Genomic DNA, 22,151 nt, shown 5'->3' on the forward strand with positions numbered 1-22,151 from the left:
CCCGGAGTCTACACGTGTCACTTCAGGCGTGGCCGACAGCATGCCACGAAGGTACGGGCGTGGACAAGGCTCATCACTCTTGACCGATCTTGCCTGCAGGTCTACATATATATTCAAAGCCAACTATCCATTCGCCAGAGAGAGGCCGAATGTGAAGGCAAAGACCACGGTTCTCGTGACGGCGGTGGCGACCGCGCTCGTCTTAGGAACGCCGCCCGGTACGGCATCCGCGTCCCAGCGACCTGCGGCGTCCCCGTCCTCCTCCGCACTTCAACGACCTGCGGCGTCCCCCCTCTCGCCCACCCTCCGGACGACGGCCGCCGCGGGAGGCGGTCCGCGGTTCTCGGTCCCGGGCCGGGGCGGCGGGACGTGTGTGGACGCGCCGCTGACGATCACCTTCCCGGGTGGCGCGCCCGCGCTCGGCGCCTCGGGGGCGATCGAGATCCGCCGCGCGGACGGAACGCTCGCCGACCGCGTCGAGGCGGCCACCGCGAAGGCCGACAAAAAGAACATCGGCGCCGCCGTCTCGGACACGGGACTGCCGCACGACTTCTCGTACGAGTCGATCATGATCGACGGCACGCGGGCCTCCGTCCACCCGCACCACCCGCTGGAGTACGGCGCGGAGTACTACGTCACCGTCGATCCCGGCGTCTTCACCGGATGGGACGGCGTGCGCGACCCGGACGCCTGGCGGTTCACCACCAGAAGGCACCCGCCGCACGGCGACCCGCGCCGCATCAAGGTCTCGGCCTCGGGCGACGGCGACTTCTGCACCGTGCAGGGCGCCATCGACGCCGTGCCGACCGGGAACCGGCGGCCGGTCACCATCGACGTCAAGCCCGGCGTCTACACCGAGATCGTCTACGTCCGCGAGGATCGGCCGCACCTCACCGTGCGGGGCTCGGGCGCGGGGCGCACCGTGATCGCGTACCCGAACAACGACCTGCGCAACGGCGACAAGGCGCTGGCCGACGGCGGGCCGGCGGACGTGTGCCCGCGCCGCGTGCTGGAGACCTCGGACCTGCACAACTGCTGGCGGCAGACGTTCGGCGTGGACGCGGCCGACTTCCGGCTCGCCGACCTCACCGTGCACAACACGACGCCGGACGGCGGGTCGCAGGCGGAGGCGTTCCGCGGGAACAACGACCGCATCGTGCTGGAACGGGTGGATCTGCGCAGCAATCAGGACACGCTGCGGCTTCAGGGCAAGGGGTTCGTCACCGACAGCCGCATCAGCGGGGACACGGACTTCGTCTGGGGCACCGGGACGGTGTTCATCCAGGACTCGGTGCTGGAGTCGACCGACTCCGGCTACCTCACGCAGAGCCGCAACGACGAGACGCGGCCGGGGATCGTGCTCGTGCGCACGCGGCTGACCCAGGCGCCCGGCGTGCCGGCGGGGTCGGTGATGCTCAGCCGGGCCGCGGTGTGGCGGTTCACGCACAGCCAGGCGGTGTTCATCGACACGAAGATGGACACGCACATCGCGCCGGTGGGCTGGCAGATCGACCCGAACGACTGCGCCCAGGCCCGGTCGGCCTCGTTCTGGGAGTACCGCAGCACCGATCTGGACGGCCGGCCGATCGACACCTCGCAGCGGCTGCCCTGCTCCCGTCAGCTCACCGACGCCGAGGCGGCTCAGTGGAGCGAACCGGCGTTCGTGCTGGGCGGCTGGAACCCCGAATCCGCGGACGGAGCGACGAAGTGACGAACGGACAACCCATCCCGCGCACAGAAGCGACCAGGCGCAGGGTGCTTGGAGGTGTACTGGGCGGGATCGGTGCCGCCCTGGTCACGACCGCCGCGCCCGCCGCGGCGCAGGCCATCGAGAGCGGAACCGGCAGGACCGGGGCGGGCGTCCGGCACGGCGGCAAGCCGGCCCCCCGCCCGGTGGCCCCGGTGAACCAGGAGGCGGCGGCCAAGTTCGGCCCCGAGTACAAGACCCTGCCCCCGGCCGTCGCCGGCGTCGACATCGAGCCGCTGATCGGCATCGCGACGGCCGCGGACATCGAGGCCAGGCGCGCGGCCATGGCCGGCTACATCTGGAAGGGCGCGGGCCCGCCCAGGAGCCTGCCCGTGGTCGAGACGGGCGTGACCGCTCCGGCGGAGCTCAAGGACCTCACCGGCGTGCGCCGGATCGACCTGCTGACGGTCCCGCTCGGGTATCAGGTCACCGCCAAGGTGTACGACCTGCTCCCCCGCAAGGGCTGGAACCGCCGCCTGGCGCTCTACCACAACGGCCACGGTGAGCCGCCCGACACGATGATCCGCACCGCGCAGGCCCTGCTCGACCTGGGTTACCGCGTCATGGTGTACGCGATGCCGTTCCACCACTGGAACGCCCAGGGCATCGAGGACCCGCAGCATCCGGGCACCATGCTGCCAGGCCCGTCGCACCGCGAGCTCGTCCCGTGGGAGACGGAGCGGTTCTCCACGCTGTCCTTCTTCCTGGAGCCGCTCACCGTCACGCTCAACCACGCGGAACGGACGTACCGGCCGGAGTCGGTCGAGATGATCGGGCTGTCAGGCGGCGGCTGGACGACGACCGTCTATTCGGCGCTCGACCCCAGGATCACCCGCAGCTACCCGGTGGCGGGCTCGCTGCCGTTCTTCCTGCGGCCGGCCTCGCCGAAGCCGAGCCCGACGATCGGCGACTTCGAGCAGACGAAAGCCGCGTTCCCCGGCTTCTACGCCGCGAGCTCCGACGACTTCCTCGACATGTACGTGATGGCCTCGATCGGCGCGAACCGGGGCCAGCTGCAGATACTCAACCGGTTCGACGAGTGCTGCTTCAACGGCGTCGGCCACCGGGTCTACCAGGCCCCGGTGCGCGACCGGGTGCGGCTGCTGGCCGGCGGGCGGCCCGAGCGGGGGCGGTGGGACCTGCTGGAGGACGCCACGCACGACGACCACACGATCTCGCCGCACGCCCTTTCCGTCATCCTCTGGGATCTTGACACGGCAAATGTCACAACCTAATATCAGAATATAGATACACTATTGAATAGATATTCATGCTCGGGAGGGCCCATGGCGGGCAGAACGTTTTCCCACCGGCGCAGAGTGATCGTCGACACCGATGCCAAAAACGAGGCGGACGACCAATTCGCCATCGTGCACGCGCTGCTCTCCCCGAGCCTGGATATTCGCGGTCTGGTGCCCGCGCATTTCGGCAACCGGCGCACCAGGCGGAGCATGGAGGAAAGCCGCGCGGAAATCGAGCTGCTGCTGCGGCTGACGAAGCTCGACGGCCGGGTGCCGGTGGCGGACGGCGTTCCGTACGCGCTGCCCGACGCCGGCACCCCGGTCCGCTCCCCCGGCGTCGACCTGATCATCGAGGAGTCCCTGCGCGACGTGGCCGAGCCGCTCTACGTCGCCTTCCTCGGCCCCCTGACCGACATGGCCGCGGCCCTGCTGCTCGAACCGCGCATCGCCGAACGGGACGTCACCGTGATCTGGATCGGCGGCGGCGGGTACGACGGCCGCGGCCCGCAGGACGGCAGGCCCGAGTTCAACCTGTCCAACGACATCGTGGCGGCCAACGTCGTCTTCTCCTCGGCGGTCAAGGTCTGGCAGATCCCGGCGCCGACGTACCGGATGACCGCCGTCGGCTACGCCGAGCTGGACGAGAAGGTCGCTCCGTACGGCGACATCGGCGAGTACCTCGTCCGCCAGCTCGTCGAGTGGAACGAGCGGCAGCACGGCGGGTCGATCGAGTTCCGCGTGCTCGGCGACTCCCCCGCGATCGGGCTGATGCTGCATCCCGACTGCGGCACCTGGGTGGAGCGGCCGGCGCCGAACTTCCGCTTCGACGGCGGCCTCGACTTCTCCGCCGCCAACCGGCCGATCCGCACGTACGACTCGATCGACGCCCGGTTCATCCACGAGGACTTCTTCGCGAAGCTGCGCGCCTTCGCCGGGCGCTGAACACATCCACGACACAGGAGGCGATGCACCATGAGTGCGCTGACGTTCGGCGCGGGGATATGGGCGTTCGGGCAGATCGTCGACAGGTACGCCACCGACGGCTACGGCCCCGCCAGGACCATGACGGAGATGCTGGACCTGGCGGCGTCCGTGGACGGGCTGGCCTGCCTGGACATCAACGTGCCGTTCGCCGACGGGATCTCCAAGGCGTCCGAGCTGGCCGGGGCCCTGGCCGAGCGCGGGCTGCGGGCCCGGGCGATCACCCCGCACCTGTACACGCGGGAGTTCGTCAAGGGGGCTTTCACCAACCCCGATCCGGCGGTGCGCCGCCGGGCCGCCGAGCGCGTGCACGAGGCCGTCGCCGTGGCACGAGAGCTGGGCGCCGACTACGTGAAGTTCTGGCCGGGTCAGGACGGGTTCGACCTGCCCGGCCAGGCCGACTACGCGCGGCTGTGGGAGCTGACCGTGGCCGCGCTGCGCGAGCTCGCCTCCGCCCATCCCGACGTCCAGTTCGCCATCGAGTACAAGGCGAAGGAGCCGCGGGTGCACATCACGCTCGCCGACGCGGCCCGCACGCTGCTGGCCATCGACGAGTCCGGGCAGCCCAACGTCGGCATCGTCATGGACTTCGGCCACTCCCTGCTGGCCGGCGAGACGCCGGCCGAGGCGGTGCAGCTCGTGCACCGGCGCGGCAAGCTCGTCTCGGTCGAGCTGAACGACAACTGGCGCGGCTGGGACGACGACCTGCCGGTCGCCTCGGTGCACCTGTTCGAGACCATCGAGTACCTGCTCGCGGTACGGCGGATCGGGTGGAGCGAGCCGGTGCTGCTCGACCAGTTCCCGTTCAGGGAGGATCCGGTACGCGCGCTCTCCCAGAGCATCCAGACCATCCGCGCGCTGGAGGAGGTGTGCGACCGGATCGACCTGGACGCGCTCAGGGACGCCCAGGAACGCCAGGACGCCCTCGCCGCGCAGGCGCTCCTCTGGTCGGCGATCGGGATGGCACGTGCGACCTAGCGACACGACGATCACGACACCCGGCGGCACGACACCCGGCGGCACGGCGTCCGGCGACACGGCGTCCGGCGACACGACCGCGAGCGCGGCCGCCGTCGAGGCGGCGGGCGGGACCGCGCGGGGCGGCGGGTTGCGGCCCGATCAGGCCGCCGTCGGCGAGTGGCGCCGGCTGCGGGAGCGGCTGGCGCACTCCGACCGGGCCGCCTCCGCCGCCGCGCTGGCGGCGCTGGCGGCCGGGATCCGGCGTACCGTCATCGGCACCATCAGCGGGGCGGGCCTCGGCCACGCCGGCGGCGACCTGTCGGTGACGGACATCCTGGCCACCCTGTACGGCGCCGTGCTGCGCGTCGATCCGGCCGACCCGGACTGGCCCGAGCGCGACCGGTTCATCCTGAGCAAGGGACACTGCTCGGTGGCCCTCTACACCACGCTCACGACCTGCGGTTTCTTCCCCGCGGAACAGCTGCGCACGTTCGCGGCCCCGCTGTCGCCGCTCAACGGGCACCCGAGCCGCAGGGCGGTGCCCGGCGTCGAGACCAGCACGGGCCCGCTCGGCCACGGGCTGCCCGTCGGCGTGGGCGTCGCGGTGGGCCTGCGGCTGCGCGGCTCGGCGGCCAGGACGGTCGTGGTGCTGGGCGACGGCGAGTTGCAGGAGGGCAGCAACTGGGAGGCCGCCATGACGGCCGGGCACAGGAAGCTGGCCTCGCTGACCGCCGTGGTGGACCGCAACGGACTGCAGCAGGGCGCGCGGACCAGCGCGACGAACGACCTGGAGCCGCTGACCGACAAGTGGCGGGCGTTCGGGTGGGAGGCGGTCGAGGTGGACGGTCACGATCATCTGGCGCTCCTGGACGCCGTCACCGCGCCGCGCTCCGGCCGGCCGCGCTGCGTGATCGCCAGGACCGTGAAGGGACGAGGGGTGTCGTTCATGGAGGATCGGGTGGAGTGGCATCACCGGGTGCCGGACCCCGAGCAGGCCCGCCTCGCGCTAGAGGAACTGCGTTGATCGTCGAGGAGCGGCACGACTGCAGGGACGCCTTCGCCGAGGAGCTGGTCCGGCTGGCCCGCGCCGACAGCCGGATCGTGGCCGTGTGCAACGACTCGGTCGGGTCGAGCAAGCTGGGCGGCTTCGCCGCGGAGTTCCCCGACCGGCTGGTCAACGTGGGCATCGCGGAGCAGGACATGGTCGGCATCGGCGCGGGGCTGGCCAACGCGGGGCTGGTGCCGTTCGTGTGCGGGGCGGCGACGTTCCTGACCGCGCGGGCGCTGGAGCAGATCAAGGCCGACGTGGCCTACAGCGTGGCGAACGTCAAGCTGTGCGGGATGAGCCCGGGGCTCTCGTACGGGGCGCTGGGGCCGACCCACCACTCGACCGAGGACCTGTCGTGGCTGCGCGCCATCGCGGACCTGCCCGTGATCGTGCCCGCCGACCCGGCTCAGACGCGGGCGGCGATCCGGTGGGCGGCGGGCACGCCGGGGCCGGTGTTCCTGCGGATCGGCAGGTTCCCGGTGCCGGACGTGTCGCCGCCGCAGGGACCCGCGTTCACCTACGGCAGGGCGGCCCGCCTGCGCGAGGGCGTGGACGCCACGATCGTGGCGACCGGCACGCTGGTGAGCCGGGCGCTGGCGGCGGCCGCCCTGCTGGCCGAGCACGGGGTGCAGGTCAGGGTGGTGAACGTGTCCACCATCTCCCCGCTCGACCGGGAGGAGATCATGGCGGCGGCGCGGCAGACCGGGGCGGTCGTGACGGCCGAGGAGGCGGTGCCCACCGGCGGGCTCGGGGCGGCGGTGGCGGAGGTCGTGCTGGAGACGCGGCCGGTGCCGATGCGGCTGCTCGGTCCCCGTACGTTCGCGCCGACCGGGGAGACGGAGTTCCTGCTGGAGTACTACGGGCTCACGGCGACCGGGATCGCCCGGTCGGCCATGGAGGTGCTGGGCCTTGACCACCACGTCTGACGACGCCGCGGATCGGATCACCGGCGAAGAAGCCGGTCCAGCCGCTGCCAGGGCGGCCGGCCGGAGCGGGTCCTTCGTATTGGGGGTCGATCAGGGCACGAGCGCGACCAAGGCCGTCCTGGTCGACTCCTCAGGAGAGCCGGTGTCCGTGGCCTCGGCGCCGCTCTCGCGGCGGCATCCGGGCCCGGGACTGGTCGAGCAGGACGGCGCGGAGTTGTGGCGCGGCGTCCTGGACGCGGTGGCGAAGTGCCTGGCCGGGATGCCGGCCGGCGGCCGGGTGGCGGCGGTGGGGCTGAGCGTGCAGCGCGAGTCGGTGCTCCTCTGGGACCGCGCCACCGGCGAGCCGCTGGGCCCACTGGTGAGCTGGCAGGACCGCAGGGGCGCCGAGCTGTGCGCCCGGCTGGCCGCCGAGGGCGCCGCCCGGCGGGTCCGCCGGATCAGCGGCCTGCCCCTGGACCCGATGTTCTCGGCGGCCAAGGCGGCCTGGTTGCTCGATCGGCACGACCCTGGACGGGGCCGCGCGGCGCGGGGTGAGCTGTGCCTGGGCACGGTGGACTCGTGGCTGCTGCACCGGCTCGGTGGCGGGCACGTCGCCGAGGTGGGCTGCGCCTCGCGTACCCAGCTGCTCGACGTGCGGCGGCGGGCATGGAGCCCCGAGCTGCTGACCCTGTTCGGCGTGCCGGTGGAGGCGCTGCCCCGCGTGGTCGCCTCCACCGGGGAGCACGCCGACGCGGGCGGGCTGCACCCGTCGCTGGCCGGGATCCCGGTCGCGGCGGTGCTCGGCGACTCGCACGCCGCGCTGTTCGCGCACGCGGCGGGGCGGCGGGGCCGGGTCAAGGTCACGTACGGCACCGGCTCGTCCGTCATGGGCCTCGCGGGACCACCCGGCACGAACGGCCTGAGGACGGGCGAACCCGACGCCGGACAAACCGGTTCAAAAGGGCTGAGCACCAGCGAACCCGACGCCGCCGCCCGCGAGGGATTGTGCCTGACGATCGGCTGGCAGGACGGTGAGCCGGCCTACGCGCTGGAGGGCAACATCCTGGCCACCGGCGCCACGATCACCTGGCTGGCCGGGGTGCTCGGCACGGAGCCGGGCGAGCTGGCGCGGCTCGCGACCCGTGGCCGCCGGGGTAGGCTGCACATCGTGCCGGCGTTCGGTGGCCTCGGCGCACCGTGGTGGGACGACCGGGCGCGAGCGGTCATGACGGGCTTCGGCCTCGACACCCGCAGGGAGGACATGGCGAGGGCGGCGGTCGACGCGATCGGCCTGCAGGTCGGCGACGTCGTGTCGGCCATGGAGCGCGCGGCCGGCCCGGTCGAGGAGCTGCTGGCCGACGGCGGGCCCACCGCCAACGCCGATCTCATGCAGTGGCAGGCCGACGTGACCGGGCACCCTGTGCGGGTCGCGCGGCGGCCTGAGCTGTCGGCGCTCGGGGCCGCTCATCTGGCCGGGGCGGCATCCGGTGTATGGTCCCGCCGGGAGCTGTCCGGGCTGCCCCGCCACGGCCGGCGCTACACACCCGCTCTCGCGGTGTGCGAGCGGCGTCAAGCCCTAGCAGAATGGCACTCGGCAGTGGCCCGGGCTCGCCACCGGACCAGTAGGAGCGGCGGAGCCGAAGCGGAGGCCAGCGATCGTGGGAGCTGAGAGTCAGTTCGAGAAGGGCCGTGCCGTCGGCGAGCCGGGGAGATACAGCGGCCGCCGGCTCAGCCAGGAGTCCGAGCGCATGCGGCTGCTGGTGCGCGTCGCCCGGCTCTATCACGAGCACGGGGTGCGGCAGCCGCAGATCGCCGCGCAGCTGCGCATCTCGCAGCCGCGGGTGTCGCGGCTGCTCAAGGAGGCCGCGGAGATCGGCATCGTGCGCACGGTGGTCGTGGTGCCCAGTGGCGTGCACGCGCTGCTGGAGGAGGACCTCGAACGTAAATACGGCGTGGAGCAGATCATCGTCGTGGACGCGGCGGGCGAGAACCACGACGTGGTGGCCGCGCTCGGCTCGGCCGGGGCGACCCATCTCGACGCCACGCTGATCGGCGGCGAGCACCTCGGCATCTCGTCGTGGAGCGCGAGCCTGCTGGCCACCGTGGAGGCCATGCAGCGCCGTCCGGTGCGGGTGGCCGAGGAGGTCGTGCAGCTCATCGGCGGTGTGGGCAAGGGCTCCGCGCAGGTGCAGGCGACCCGGCTGGCCGCCCATCTGGCCGATCTGACCGGAGCCGAGCCGGTCTTCCTGCCCGCGCCGGGGCTGGTCGGCTCGGCGGTGGCGCGGCAGGCGCTGTCGGACGACCACGTGGTGCGTCAGGTGGTCGACGCGTGGTCGCGGCTGACGACCGTGCTGGTGGGGATCGGCAGCCTCAACCCGTCCCCGCTGCTGCAGGAGAGCGGCAACGCGATCTCCGAGGACGAGCTGGAGACGCTGCGCGGGCTCGGCGCGGTGGGCGACGTCTGCCTGCGCTTCTTCGACGCCGAGGGGCGGCTGATCGACTCGCCGCTGGAGGAGCGCATCCTCGGCATCCCGGCCGCCGACCTGCTGCGGGTGCCGCGGCGCATCGCCATCGCCGGGGGCCGGCGCAAGACGGCCGCGATCAGGGCCGCGCTCAAGGGCGGCTGGGTCAACACGCTCATCACGGACGTGGGCGTGGCCGAGGAGCTGCTCAAGGACTGATCCCCGCCCCGTCCGCCGAGGCCGTCGTGCGCCGTGCACGGCGGCCTTCGCCATGTCGCGGGCCGGGTCGGTTGTTTACTGGCGCGTCATCTGCCGGGAAACCGCTCTTGACACTGACATGCGTGTCGTTCACGATGTGATGAATCCACTCCATTCATGGCTGAATAAAAATTCTCACCTAGCGACAGCGTGGGTCCGGAGTGTGCCGAAAGACGGCACAGCCCTGCCTTTTTCCGGGGCGGAAAGCGAGCGTTTCGATGACCGAGGCCCTTGGCTTCGATCCCCAGCAATCAGCATTCAGCCGGCGCACTTTCGTGCGTTCGGCGGCATTGGCCACGCCCGGGGTCGCGTTGGCCGGAATTCCGGGCGAGGCCCGCGCCGAGCCGGCTCTGGCGGGCTCCCCCACGCCGACTCCCGCGCCGAGCGCGCAGGCGAAGAAGATCCCCGCCTTCCCCGGGGCCGAGGGCGCGGGCATGTACACCACCGGCGGCCGGGGCGGCGCCGTCTACGAGGTGACCACCCTCGACGACGACGGCCCCGGCTCGCTGCGCGCGGCCTGCGCCAAGTCGGACGGCACGATCGTCTTCCGGGTGGCCGGCACCATCAAGCTCAAGGGCGGGCTCGACGTCACCGGGTCCAACCTGACGATCGCCGGCCAGACCGCCCCCGGGCACGGCATCACCGTCACCGGCAACGAGACGCAGATCAAGGGCGACAACATCATCCTGCGTCACCTGCGCTTCCGCGGCGGCGACGAGCTGGGCACCCCGATCGACACGTTCGGCGCCCGGGGCGTGCGCGACCTCGTCATCGACCACTGCTCGTTCAGCTGGGGCGTGGACGAGTGCTGCTCCGTCTACGGCAACACCAACGTGACCGTCCAGTGGTGCGTCATCTCCGAGGGCCTGACGAACTCGGTGCACGACAAGGGCCGGCACGGCATGGGCGGCCTGTGGGGCGGCGACACGATCACGTACCACCACAACCTGCTCGTCCACCAGAACGCGCGCAACCCGCGCTTCAGCTTCGAGGAGGGCATGGCCCTGCTGGTGGACCACCGCAACAACGTGATCTACAACCCCGGCATCACCTCCTGCTACGGCGGCGAGTGGTCCAACGGCATCAACCTGGTGGGCAACTACTACAAGCCGGGCCCCAACACGCTGCCGAAGATCGCCAGGGAGATCGTCGCCCCCGGCCGGTTCGGCCAGTGGCACGTCACCGGCAACGAGATCGCCGGCCACGCCGACGTCACGGCCGACAACACGCTCGGCATCACCTACCCGATCGGCGGCGTCACACTGCTGCCGCAGCCGGTGGAGTTCGCGAACGGCATCACCGAGCAGACGGCGCGGCAGGCGTACGCGGCCGTGCTCGACCAGGCGGGCGCCACCCTGCCGCGCCGGGACGCCATCGACGCCCGGCTGGTCAACGAGGCGCGCACCGGCACGGGCCGGCACATCAACTCGCAGAAGGACGTGGGCGGCTTCCTGCCCTTACCGTCCGAGGTGGCCGCGCCGGCCGACACCGACAAGGACGGCATCCCGGACGAGTGGGAGACCGCCCAGGGCCTGAACCCCGACGACGCCGCCGACGCCCAGGCGGTCGGCCCCGACGGGTACACGAACCTGGAGCGCTACCTCAACACGATCCAGCGGGCCGGGGCCCCCAACCCGGAGGTGGCGATCACCTCCCCCACGATCGATCAGGTGTTCGCCGCGAACAAGGACAAGCAGCAGGTCACGGTCACGGCCGAGGCCAGGGCCGCAGAAGGCGCGAGCATCGCCAGGGTCGAGTTCTTCCACGGCGACGAGAAGATCGGAGAGGCGGCGGCGGCGCCGTACCAGGCGACGTGGCAGGGCGTCACCGACGGCACCTACTTCCTGACCGCCAGGGCCACCGACAACACCGGCTCTGCCACCACCTCCTCGCTGGTGCCGATCCACGTCAACCGCACCAGGACGCACACCGGGTGGCAGGTCAAGGACGTCGGCGAGGTGCCGATCCCGGGCAACACCGCGCTCAAGGACGGCGTGTTCACCATCAAGGGCTCCGGCAAGATCGCCGGCTGGAACGACTCCTTCCACTTCGCCCACAAGGCGGTCGGCTTCAGCAAGCGCGGTGAGGTGCTGGAGATCACCGCCCGGGTGGACGACGTGAGCAGGAACCACGTCGACGCCGTGGCAGGGATCATGATCCGGCAGGACCTGGAGCCGAACTCGCCGTTCATGATGGCCGGCATCGGCTACGCGGCCAGCAACGAGGACGGCTCGCGCAGGCGCGCCAAGGCGATCAGGGTCGCCTCTCACGGCACGGCGCCGAGCGTCGGCGTGTTCCCGCCCGCCGGCGACGATCCGCTGGACGACAAGCCGTACTGGCTGCGGCTGGTCTGCCGGAGCCTGCCGACCGGCGGCGACACCGAGTTCGAGGCCTTCCTCTCGGACAACTCGCTCAACTGGGACCGCATCGGCTACGAGCGCATCGTCATGCGGACCGGCCGGTTCTACGTCGGCCTCGCCGTGGACGGCAACCAGGAGGCGAACGGCGTCCACGTCTACACCACGGCGACCTTCCGCCAGGTCAAGGTCAATCGTTAGACCCGAACGGAGCACCACCCATGACAGAGCAAGCGTTCACGAGGAGGAGCCTGCTCCGCGGCGGCGGCCTGCTGATGCTGGCCACGGCCTCCGGCTGCAGCTTCTTCGACACCAGCCCGGACTCGGGCTCCGCCGGCGCCGCGCGGGCCGCCGACCTGTCCGCCAAGGAGGCGCCGGCGCTGGCGGAGCTGGTCAAGGCCGGCAAGCTGCCGCCGCTGGAGCAGCGCCTGCCGAAGAACCCGCTGGTCGTCACCCCGCTGCGGGAGCCGGGAGCGTACGGCGGCACGTGGAGCTCGGCGATGGTCGGCGAGGACGACATCGACTGGCTGTACTACACGCTCGCCTACGAGCCCGTCGTCCGCCTCAAGCCGGGCACCAACGGCCAGAAGGGCCCGGACGACATCGTCGCGAACGTGGCCGAGTTCGAGATGAAGGACGGCGGCCGCGAGTACGTCTTCCGCCTGCGCGAGGGCCTCCGGTGGTCGGACGGCGAGCCGTGCACGGCTGACGACCTGCTGTTCGCCTTCGAGGACGTGGCCGTCTACAAGGACCTGCACACGACCGGCGTCTACGACCTCTACCTGGAGAACGGCAGCACGGACGAGCTGGTCAAGGTGGAGAAGGTGGACGAGCGGACGGTCCGCTACGCCTACAAGGAGCCGAAGGCGGGCCTGCTGTTCCAGCTCGCGGTCTCGACGCTGGAGCGGGGCGGGGCGGCCGGGTTCCTGCTGCCCAAGCACTACCTCAAGCAGTTCCACAAGAAGTACAACCCGGACGCCGACCAGCTTGCCAAGGAGCAGCAGCTGGAGGACTGGACCCAGCTGTTCATGAGCAAGAACGACGTCCCGCACAACGCCGACATGCCCACGCTGCACCCGTGGAAGATCACCAACGCGCTCGGCCGTGGCACGGCGGTGGTGGCGGAGCGGAACCCGTACTACTGGAAGGTCGACGAGCAGGGGCGCCAGCTCCCCTACATCGACCGGTTCAGGGCGGAGGTGCTCGGCGACGTCGAGGTGGAGCTGCTGAAGATCATGAACGGCGAGATCACGCTGCAGACCCGCAACTTCAACACGCCGGAGAACAAACCGCTGATCGCGCGGAACGCGGCCAAGGGCAAGTACCGGATCTTCGACGTGCCGAGCCGGCTCAGCAACACGATGATCATCCAGTTCAACCAGACGATCGGCGACGACGAGCTGCGCGAGCTGTTCAGGAACAAGGACTTCCGCGTCGGGCTGTCGTACGCGATCAACCGCAAGGAGATCATCGACGGCGTGTACGCGGGCCAGGGCGAGCCCTGGCAGGCCGCGCCGTCGAAGGCCAACGCCCTCTACGACGCGGACTTCGCCAAGCAGCACACCGAGTACGACGTGGCCAAGGCCGGCGAGCACCTGGACAAGGCGGGGCTGAAGAAGGACGCGAGCGGCCGGCGGCTCGGCCCCGACGGCGAGCCGCTGACCGTCACCGTCATGTCCAACACGGACTTCCCGCACCACGTGCAGGCGCTGGAGTTCGTCAAGAAGCACTGGGAGGCGGTCGGGGTCGGCCTGCGGGTCGATCCGGTCGCGGACACGCTCTACACCGAGCGCTCGATGGGCAACGAGCCGCAGGCGTCCACGTACACGTGCAGCGACTTCGACCTGATCACCGGCACCGGCGGCGACCACTACTACGTGCCGAGCAACTCCGGCAGCGCCCGGTACGCGATCCGCTGGGCCCTGTGGTACGGCAGCAAGGGCAAGAGCGGCGAGGAGCCGCCCCAGGTGGTGCGCGAGCAGCTCGAAGCCTTCACCGCGATGCGCAACGAGCCGGACTTCACCAAGGCGCTCGACCATGCCAAGGAGGTCGTGCGGATCGCCAAGGAGCAGTTCTACAGCATCGGGATCAGCTCCTATCCGAACGAGTACGGCATCGTCTCGCAGACGGTCAAGAACGTGCCCGACACCATGGCGAGCGCGCAGGTGACCCCCGGGCCGACCATGCCCGAGCAGTACTCGTTCTGAGGGGCCGACGTGCTGGGTTACTTCGGCCGCCGCCTGCTCTACGTGGTCGTGACGCTGTGGGCGATCTCGATCGTCACGTTCGTCATCATCAACCTGCCGCCGGGCGACTACGTCTCCACGGTGATCGCGAACGCGCAGGCGGGCGGGCAGAGCCTCACGCCGGCCGAGATCACCAACCTCAGGCTGCGGTACGGCCTCGACGATCCGCTCATCGTCCAATACTGGCGCTGGTTCTCGGCCATCATCTTCCACGGTGACTTCGGTCAATCGTTTGCCTGGAACCAGCCGGTCTCGACGCTCATCGGTGAGCGGGTGCTGCTCTCGGCGATCCTGTCGGTCAGCTCCCTGCTCATGGTCTGGGCGATCGCGTTCCCCATCGGGATCTACAGCGCGGTCCGGCAGTACTCGTGGGGCGACTACGGCTTCTCCTTCCTCGGCTTCATCGGGATGGCGATCCCCGAGTTCATGCTGGCGCTGATCCTCATGTACATCGGGTTCCGCTACTTCGGGGCGAGCGTGGGCGGGCTGTTCTCGCCGGAGTTCCAGGACGCGGCCTGGAACCTGGGCAAGGTCCTCGACCTGCTCGGCCATCTGTGGGTGCCGATCGTGGTCATCGGGGTGTCCGGCACCGCCGGCATGATCCGGGTGACCCGCGCGAACCTGCTGGACGAGCTCTACCGGCCCTACGTGCACACGGCCAGGGCCAAGGGGCTGCCGGAGTGGAAGCTGCTGCTGAAGTACCCGGTGCGGATGTCGCTCAGCCCGTTCTTCAGCACGGTGGGCTGGCTGCTGCCCGGCCTGATCGGCGGGGAGACCATCGTCTCGGTCGTCATGAGCCTGCCGACCGGCGGCCCGCTGCTGCTCAGCGGCGTCATGAACCAGGACATGTACCTGGTCGGCAGCTTCGTGCTGATCCTCAGCGTGCTGACCGTGGTCGGCACCGTGGTGAGCGATCTGGCGCTGGCGTGGTGGGACCCGCGAATCCGCAAACGGTACAAGAGAGAGTAGCGCCCCATGTTTCTCAGGCGACCCACGACGAAGGAAGCGGGGACGCTGCCGCAGTGGCGGCTGATGTGGCGGCAGTTCCGCAGGCACCGGCTGGCGATGGCGGGCGCGGCGATCCTGATCCCGGTCTACTTCGTGGCGATCTTCGCGGAGTTCTTCGCGCCGATGTCCGCTTCGGCCGCGAACACGTCGATGACGTACGCGCCGCCGCAGGTGCTGCGCCTCTCGGGTGAGCACGGGCCGCACGTGTACGGATACACGACCGAACGCGATCCGCGGACGTACGCGCAGACCTACACCGAGGATCCGTCCCAGGTGATCGAGGTCGGGCTGTTCGTGCGCGGGGACGCGTACAGGCTGCTCGGGCTGATCCCGTCCGACATCCACCTGATCGGCCCGGTGCAGAAGGGCGCGCCGTTCTTCCTGCTCGGCTCCGACCAGAACGGGCGCGACCTGCTGTCCAGGCTGATCCACGGCGCCCGCGTGTCGCTGTCGATCGGGCTGGTCGGCGTGGCGGCCAGCTTCTTACTCGGCATGCTGATAGGCGGCATATCAGGGTATTTCGGGGGCGCTGTCGACAACATCGTGCAGCGGATCATCGAGTTCCTGATGGCGATCCCGACCCTGCCGCTGTGGATGGCGCTGTCGGCCGCGCTCCCCACCGACTGGGGGCCGCTGACCCGGTACTTCGCCATCACGGTGCTGCTGTCGCTGATCGGGTGGACCGGGCTGGCCAGGGACGTGCGCGGGCGGTTCCTGTCGCTGCGCGAGGAGGACTTCGTCACCGCCGCCCGGCTGGACGGCGTGGGCCGGCTGTCGATCATCTTCCGGCACATGATCCCCTCGTTCGCCAGCCACATCATCGCCTCGCTGTCGCTGGCCATCCCGAGCATGATCCTGGGCGAGACCAGCCTGAGCTTCCTCGGCCTGGGGCTGCAGGCGCCGGCGGTGAGCTGGGGCGTGCTGCTGGAGGGCGCGCAGAACGTGCGTGTGGTCGCCGACGCGCCGTGGCTGCTGGCGCCGGGCGTCGCGGTGGTGGTCGTCGTGGTCGCGATGAACTTCTTCGGGGACGGGCTGCGCGACGCCGCGGACCCGTACGGATCGGCGGGCCGGCCCCGCGGCAGGACGCCCTTCTGGCGCCGGCGCGCACGGCGATCGGCCCTCGTGAGCACCGGCACCGCGACCGGCACGGCGAGCACCCCGATCGACACCCCAATCGACACGGCTAACGGACGGTGAGGCGTGGGCGCGGACGACGTGCTGCTGGAGATCGAGGACCTGCGCACGCACTTCCTCATGGACGACGGCGTGATCGCCGCCGTGGACGGCGTGGACCTGCGCGTGCGCAGGGGCGAGACGCTGGCCATCGTCGGCGAGTCGGGATGCGGGAAGAGCGTCATGGCCCGCTCGATCCTGCGCCTGGTCGACCGGCCGGGCCGGATCGAGGGCGGCAGGATCACCCTGCACCGCGACGGCGGCCCCGTCGAGCTGACCGGCGCGCCTTCCCGGCTGCTGCGGGAGATCAGGTGGCGGGACATCGCGATGGTGTTCCAGGAGCCGATGGCCTCGCTGAGCCTGGTGCACACGATCGGCAGCCAGATCGTCGAGGCGGTGCGGCTGCACGAGAACGTGGGCAAGGCCGCCGCGCGCAGGCGCGCGATCGAGATGCTGGACCGGGTCGGCATCCCGATGCCGCAGCGGCGGGTGGACTCCTATCCGTTCGAGCTCAGCGGCGGCATGCGGCAGCGGGCGATGATCGCGATGGCGCTGTCGTGCCGGCCGAGCCTGCTCATCGCGGACGAGCCGACGACCGCCCTGGACGTGACCACGCAGGCGCAGATCCTGGAGCTGCTGCGTGACCTCCAGGACGAGTTCGGCATGGCGATCATGCTGATCACGCACGACCTCGGCGTGGCGGCGCAGGTGGCCGACACGATGGCGGTGATGTACCTGGGGCGGGTCGTCGAGTACGGCACCGCCGAGCAGGTGCTGGCCGCCCCCCGCCACCCCTACGCGCAGGCGCTGCTGCGTTCGATGCCGCGGCTGGGGCGCGCCTCGCGCACCCGGCTGACGGCGATCAAGGGCATGGTCCCACCCCCGTACGCGCGGCCCGGCGGCTGCTCCTTCCACCCGCGCTGCGACCGCGTCGTGGCCGGGCGGTGCGACGTGACGGAGCCGCGCCTGATCCCGATGAGCGAGCCCGCGGGCGGCCGCGAGGTGTCCTGCCTGCTCTACGAGGAGGACGAGTGAGCACGGAACCCCTGCTCCGGATCGAGGGGCTGACCAAGCACTTCCCCGTCCGCAGCGGCCTGCTGGGCCGGCAGGTCGGCGCGGTGAAGGCGGTCGACGAGGTCGACCTGGACCTCGTCGCGGGCCGCACGCTCGGCCTGGTCGGCGAGTCCGGCTGCGGCAAGACGACGCTGGGCCGGTGCATCGTGCGGGCGCACGACCCGACCGGCGGGCGCATGCTCTACCGGCGGGCGGACGGCTCGGTGATCGACGTGGCGGGTTTGAAGGAGAAGGAGCTCAGGTCGTACCGGGCCGAAGTGCGGATGATCTTTCAGGACCCGCACTCGTCGCTCAACCCGCGCAAGACGCTGCGCGAGATCATCGGCGAGCCGATGCGGGTGCACGGGACCGGCGCCAAGGACGAGATCGAGACGCGCGTCGGCGAGCTGCTGGAGCGCGTGGGCCTGCGGCCCGAGTACGCCGACCGCTACCCGCACGCCTTCAGCGGCGGCCAGCGGCAGCGGGTCGGCATCGCGCGGGCGCTGGCGCTCTCGCCCCGGCTGGTCGTCGCCGACGAGGCGGTCAGCGCGCTGGACGTGTCGGTCCGGGCCCAGATCCTCAACCTGCTGACGGACCTGCGCGAGCAGGAGGGGCTCGGCTTTCTGTTCGTCAGCCACGACCTGGGCATCATCGAGCACGTCGCGGACGACGTCGCGGTGATGTACCTGGGCCGGGTGGTCGAGCAGGGCCCGACCGAGCGGCTCTACCAGCGGCCCCTGCACCCCTACACCGAGGCGCTGCTGTCGGCGGTGCCCGATCCCGATCCGGCGGCCAGGAGGCAGCGCGAGCGGATCAAGCTGCTCGGCGACATCGCCGACCCGGCGCACGTGCCGCCGGGCTGCCCGTTCCATCCCCGCTGCGTGTACGCGCGGGACGAGTGCCGTACCGAACGGCCGCCGCTGCGCGAGGTCAGGGGACGGCGGGTGGCCTGCCACTTCGCCGGCGAGCTCGACCTGCGCGGCGTCCCCGACCCCGACGTCCGAGAGGTGACCGCGTGACCGAGCGTGATCCGCGTTTCGACGGTGTCGTCCGCCCTTCCGCCGGGCCGGCGGGCGGGTGTGAGGCGCTGCTGCCGGCGCCGCACGGGCCCGACAACCATGCCGCCAACCTGCTCCGCACCGGCGGCGGCGAGCTGCTGTGCACCTGGTTCAGCGGCCCTCAGGAAGGCGATCCCGGCACGAACGTGGTGCTCTCGCGGCTGACCGGCGACCGCTGGGAGCAGCCGCTGCTCGTGGCGGCCGACCCGCTGCGCAGCGAGCAGAACCCGGTGCTGTTCGAGGACGGCGGCGGGCGGGTGTGGCTGCTGCACACCTCCAGCGAGCCGCACGACCAGACGACCGCGCACGTCGTGGCCCGCGAGTCGGCGGACGCGGGCCGTACGTGGAGCGAGCCGCGCGTGCTGTTCTCCCGGCCGGGCGTCTTCGTCCGGCACCCACCGGTCGTGCTGGACGACGGCACGTGGGTGCTGCCCGCCTACCACTGCACGGCCGCCGGTGACCACAGCGTGGTGCGGGTCAGCGCCGACGGCGGGCGTACGTGGACCGAGCACCGGGTGCCCGCGAGCGCGGACCTGGTCCAGATGACGATCGCGCGGCGGCCGGACGGCCGGCTGCTGGCGATGTTCCGCGACCGGCGGGCGGGGCGGATCCACGCCGCCACCTCCTCCGACGGCCGCACCTGGTCCGCCCCTGAGCGGACCGCACTGCCGAACAACGACTCCTCCGTCCAGCTCACGAGGCTCGGCGACGGACGGCTCGCGCTCGTCTACAACGACGCGAGCCTGGAGCGCGGCCAGTTCAGATGGGTGACCAAACACGGCGAGCGGCGCAGGAAAGCGCTGCGCACCCCGCTGGCCGTCGCCGTCTCAGAGGACGGCGGCGCGACCTGGCCGCACCGGCGGATATTGCAGGACGCCGACGCCGAATATCGGCGGAGCGAGCTCGGCTATTCCTATCCGAGCGTCACCGAAGGCCGGGAAGGACGGCTCGACGTCGCCTTCTCGTATTTGCGGAAGACCATCAAACATCTGGAGATCGACGCTTCATGAGAATCCGGCAGAGCCTTTTATACGGCGCCCTGGCGGTCGCCGTCGGCGTGCCCTCCTACGTGGCGGGCGGGCCCTCCCAGCCTGACGGCGGCGACGTGCGGGTGGATCCGCCCACCGGCGCGTACGCCTGCCGCCAGGACGTGGCGGCCCCCGACCCCGACGTGCCCAAGGTGCACGCGGCCGCCGTCACGCAGGCCCCGACGGGAGACCTGCTGACCGTCTACTACGGCGGCGCCTCGGAGGGCGCCGCCGACCAGGCGCTGTACCTGTCACGCCTGGAGCCCGGCAAGAAGACCTGGTCGAAGCCCGAGGTCGTGTTCGACGAGGCGGGCAAGGCCGACGGCAACCCCGTGCTGTGGTCGGACGGCGAGCGGGTCTACCTGTTCTTCGTCGTCATCGAGGGTCACGGCTGGGAGCAGGCCTCGATCCGGCTCATCACCTCCGGCGACGGTGGCCGCACCTGGAGCGAGCCCGCCACCATCCGCTCCGAGTGGGGCTGGATGGTCGGCACCAGCCCGATCCGCATGTCGAACGGCGAGGTGCTGCTGCCGATCTACGACGAGGAGAAGTCCACCTCGGGCTTCTACGTCTTCAGCCAGGACATGAGCACGTGGAAGGCCTACCCCGAGGACACCGGGGCCTGGATCCGCACGCCGAACGGCTCGATCCAGCCGACCGTGGCGGAGGTGGAGCCGGGCCGGCTGGTCGCGTACCTGCGGACCGGAGACCGGGCCGTCTACAAGAGCGAGTCCACCGACTTCGGCCGCACCTGGAGCGCTCCCGTGGCCGAGCCGATCGGCAACCCGAACTCGCGGGTCGCCGCGCTGCAGCTGGCCGACGGCAAGCTCGTGCTGGCCTACAACCCGTGGGTCGAGCACCGCTCCCCCATGCGGCTCTCGCTCTCTCCCGACAAGGGGCGCACCTGGGAGCACTCGGTGGACGTCGAGGCGCAGTCGGGCCCGCAGTTCACCTATCCGGTGCTCACGCAGAGCTCCGACGGATTCATTCACCTGGTCTATTCCTACAACCGCAACAACATCCGGCACGTCGTCTTCAACGAGGAATTCCTCCGTAATTCGGTGGGGCTGCTGTCGAACTGGCCCGAGCACACGATCACCGAGTTCACGAAGGGCGTCCGGCGCAATGTCGTACGCCAGTGCGGCTACACCCCCTCGAAACAGCCCGGCTGAAGGAGATCCCCCTGTGAACAAGGTGCGTGCTGTCGCGCTGCTCGCGCTCGCCCTGTCCGTGACCGCCGTCCCCGCCGACGCCGCCTCGGCCGCCGCCTGTAAGGACGTGCCGAACAAGTACAACCTCCCGTTCAGCGTCTGCGACGACGAGCTGCTCATCTTCGCGGCCAACTACAAGCCGTTCGAGGCGACCGTCCAGGACGAGCAGGGAGCCGCGACGCGGGTCTTCGACGAGCTCATCGGCAACAAGCTGCGGGCCGCGTTCCCCGACGTCAAGATCAAGTACGCGACGTGGGACTACCCCGTGCGCTACGAGGACCTGAAGAAGGCCGGGGTCACCCCGGACATCGTCATCGAGGACCCGAAGAACCGCATCGACCGCGACCTCGAACCGCTCGGCTGGGTCGGCGACCTCACGGCCGACCTGCAGCGGGCCGGCATCGACGTGAACACGCTGAACCAGGCGGCGGTGGAGCTGACCAGGTCGCGCTCCGACGGCGGCCTCTACGGCGTGCCGCTGTTCATCGACGAGCACGTGCTGCTCTACAACAAGAAGATCTTCGACAAGTTCCGGGTGAACCACCCGAAGCCCGGCATGACGTACGACGAGGCGTACAAGAAGGCCAAGCAGCTGACCAAGGACGACGGCCTGGACCACTACAAGGGCTACATGCAGCACCCCGACCAGTACCTCGACTTCAACCAGGCCGGGCTCTACCCGTTCCTGCCGACGTCGGGCGAGGAGCCGGCGCCCGAGGACGTCAAGGTCGACATCAGCGGCGACGCCTGGAAGACGTACGTCGACAACCTGTACCGCTTCCTGGAGATCCCGCGCAACGACTTCACCACCGTCACCGACTTCTTCAAGGGCGACATGAGTCAGCCGGGCCACCTGGCCATGGCGGTCGACACGCTGTCGCGGCTCAACATGTACGCCGGCAGCGAGCTGTTCATCGAGGACGGCGACGAGGCCGCCTTCGCCGAGCAGGCCAAGAGCGTGGACATCGGCGTCAGCGCGATCCCGGTGCTGAAGAAGGGCGCCACGACGACGTACCAGCCGAACACGCGGGCCGCGTTCATCCCGCCGTCCTCGCCCAAGAAGGAGCAGGCGCTGGCGATCGTGAAGTGGCTGGTCTCCGAGGAGGGCCAGACCGAGCTGTCCAGCCACGGCGTCAAGGCGGTCCTGGAGACCGACCAGGTCGTGGCGAGCTTCGGCAAGGCGATCCCCGAGCTGGCGAAGATCGACACCTCGGCCGTCTACTGGGGCGAGAACGCCGCGATCTCCGGTTATGAGAACACCGAGTACTGGGATCTGCCGCTGTGGTCGGTCTACCGCCAGCACATCCTGCGGGACGGCGGGACGCCCGAGCAGGCGCTGACCCTCTCCCAGCAGCAGGACATCCCGAACTACATCAAGGCTCAGTCCGAGTCCGGGAAGGATTGGTAACACTGTC

Annotated in this window: 17 protein-coding genes; all 17 read left to right on the plus strand. The window is 70.7% G+C overall.

Annotation, left to right across the window (positions count from 1 at the left end; all coding sequences use genetic code 11):
• The first annotated feature begins 373 nt into the window (after positions 1–373).
• Entirely contained in the window at positions 374–1,711 is a 1,338-nt protein-coding gene (locus OIE67_RS32925) for a pectinesterase family protein (RefSeq protein WP_326627793.1), read from the plus strand.
• Positions 1,708–2,982 carry a hypothetical protein gene (locus OIE67_RS32930; protein ID WP_326627795.1) on the plus strand — a complete coding sequence of 425 codons (1,275 nt, stop codon included), beginning with the start codon at positions 1,708–1,710 and terminating at the stop codon, positions 2,980–2,982. The genes OIE67_RS32925 and OIE67_RS32930 overlap by 4 nt, the downstream gene beginning before the upstream one ends.
• A 51-nt stretch (positions 2,983–3,033) precedes the next feature.
• Positions 3,034–3,930 carry a nucleoside hydrolase gene (locus OIE67_RS32935; RefSeq protein WP_326627797.1) on the plus strand — a complete coding sequence of 299 codons (897 nt, stop codon included), beginning with the start codon at positions 3,034–3,036 and terminating at the stop codon, positions 3,928–3,930.
• 30 nt (positions 3,931–3,960) lie between these two features.
• Positions 3,961–4,947, plus strand: coding sequence for a sugar phosphate isomerase/epimerase family protein (locus tag OIE67_RS32940; protein WP_326627799.1), 987 nt, complete (start codon positions 3,961–3,963; stop codon positions 4,945–4,947).
• Positions 4,937–5,953: a transketolase gene (locus OIE67_RS32945; RefSeq protein WP_326627800.1), complete on the plus strand. Its 1,017-nt coding sequence runs from the start codon at positions 4,937–4,939 to the stop codon at positions 5,951–5,953. The genes OIE67_RS32940 and OIE67_RS32945 overlap by 11 nt, the downstream gene beginning before the upstream one ends.
• A complete protein-coding gene (locus OIE67_RS32950) occupies positions 5,950–6,903 on the plus strand; it encodes a transketolase family protein (RefSeq protein WP_326627802.1) in 954 nt (317 codons plus the stop codon). The genes OIE67_RS32945 and OIE67_RS32950 overlap by 4 nt, the downstream gene beginning before the upstream one ends.
• A complete protein-coding gene (locus OIE67_RS32955) occupies positions 6,887–8,551 on the plus strand; it encodes an FGGY family carbohydrate kinase (RefSeq protein ID WP_326627805.1) in 1,665 nt (554 codons plus the stop codon). Before OIE67_RS32950 ends, OIE67_RS32955 begins: the two co-directional genes overlap by 17 nt.
• A complete protein-coding gene (locus OIE67_RS32960; protein ID WP_326627807.1) occupies positions 8,541–9,563 on the plus strand; it encodes a sugar-binding transcriptional regulator in 1,023 nt (340 codons plus the stop codon). Before OIE67_RS32955 ends, OIE67_RS32960 begins: the two co-directional genes overlap by 11 nt.
• 350 nt (positions 9,564–9,913) lie before the next feature.
• Entirely contained in the window at positions 9,914–12,160 is a 2,247-nt protein-coding gene (locus tag OIE67_RS32965; RefSeq protein WP_326627809.1) for an Ig-like domain-containing protein, read from the plus strand.
• Between the two features lie 20 nt (positions 12,161–12,180).
• Complete coding sequence (locus OIE67_RS32970) at positions 12,181–14,166, plus strand: ABC transporter substrate-binding protein (RefSeq protein WP_326627811.1); 1,986 nt, start codon at positions 12,181–12,183, stop codon at positions 14,164–14,166.
• A 9-nt stretch (positions 14,167–14,175) separates the two neighbouring features.
• Positions 14,176–15,174 (plus strand): ABC transporter permease, encoded by a 999-nt coding sequence (locus OIE67_RS32975; protein WP_326627813.1) that lies wholly within the window; start codon positions 14,176–14,178, stop codon positions 15,172–15,174.
• 6 nt (positions 15,175–15,180) lie between these two features.
• Positions 15,181–16,410 carry an ABC transporter permease gene (locus OIE67_RS32980; RefSeq protein ID WP_326627814.1) on the plus strand — a complete coding sequence of 410 codons (1,230 nt, stop codon included), beginning with the start codon at positions 15,181–15,183 and terminating at the stop codon, positions 16,408–16,410.
• Positions 16,411–16,413: 3 nt separating this feature from the next.
• A complete protein-coding gene (locus OIE67_RS32985; protein ID WP_326627817.1) occupies positions 16,414–17,421 on the plus strand; it encodes an ABC transporter ATP-binding protein in 1,008 nt (335 codons plus the stop codon).
• Complete coding sequence (locus OIE67_RS32990; RefSeq protein WP_326627818.1) at positions 17,418–18,458, plus strand: ABC transporter ATP-binding protein; 1,041 nt, start codon at positions 17,418–17,420, stop codon at positions 18,456–18,458. The genes OIE67_RS32985 and OIE67_RS32990 overlap by 4 nt, the downstream gene beginning before the upstream one ends.
• Positions 18,455–19,507, plus strand: coding sequence for a sialidase family protein (locus OIE67_RS32995; RefSeq protein ID WP_326627819.1), 1,053 nt, complete (start codon positions 18,455–18,457; stop codon positions 19,505–19,507). Before OIE67_RS32990 ends, OIE67_RS32995 begins: the two co-directional genes overlap by 4 nt.
• A gap of 47 nt (positions 19,508–19,554) precedes the next feature.
• The gene (locus tag OIE67_RS33000) at positions 19,555–20,697 is read left to right on the plus strand and encodes a sialidase family protein (protein WP_326627821.1); all 1,143 of its coding nucleotides are present in this window, start codon (positions 19,555–19,557) and stop codon (positions 20,695–20,697) included.
• Between the two features lie 13 nt (positions 20,698–20,710).
• Entirely contained in the window at positions 20,711–22,144 is a 1,434-nt protein-coding gene (locus OIE67_RS33005) for an ABC transporter substrate-binding protein (protein ID WP_326627823.1), read from the plus strand.
• Positions 22,145–22,151 lie beyond the last annotated feature (7 nt).

Origin of the sequence: Nonomuraea fuscirosea (assembly GCF_035917475.1) — a bacterium.
GTDB classification, from domain to species: Bacteria; Actinomycetota; Actinomycetes; order Streptosporangiales; family Streptosporangiaceae; genus Nonomuraea; species Nonomuraea fuscirosea.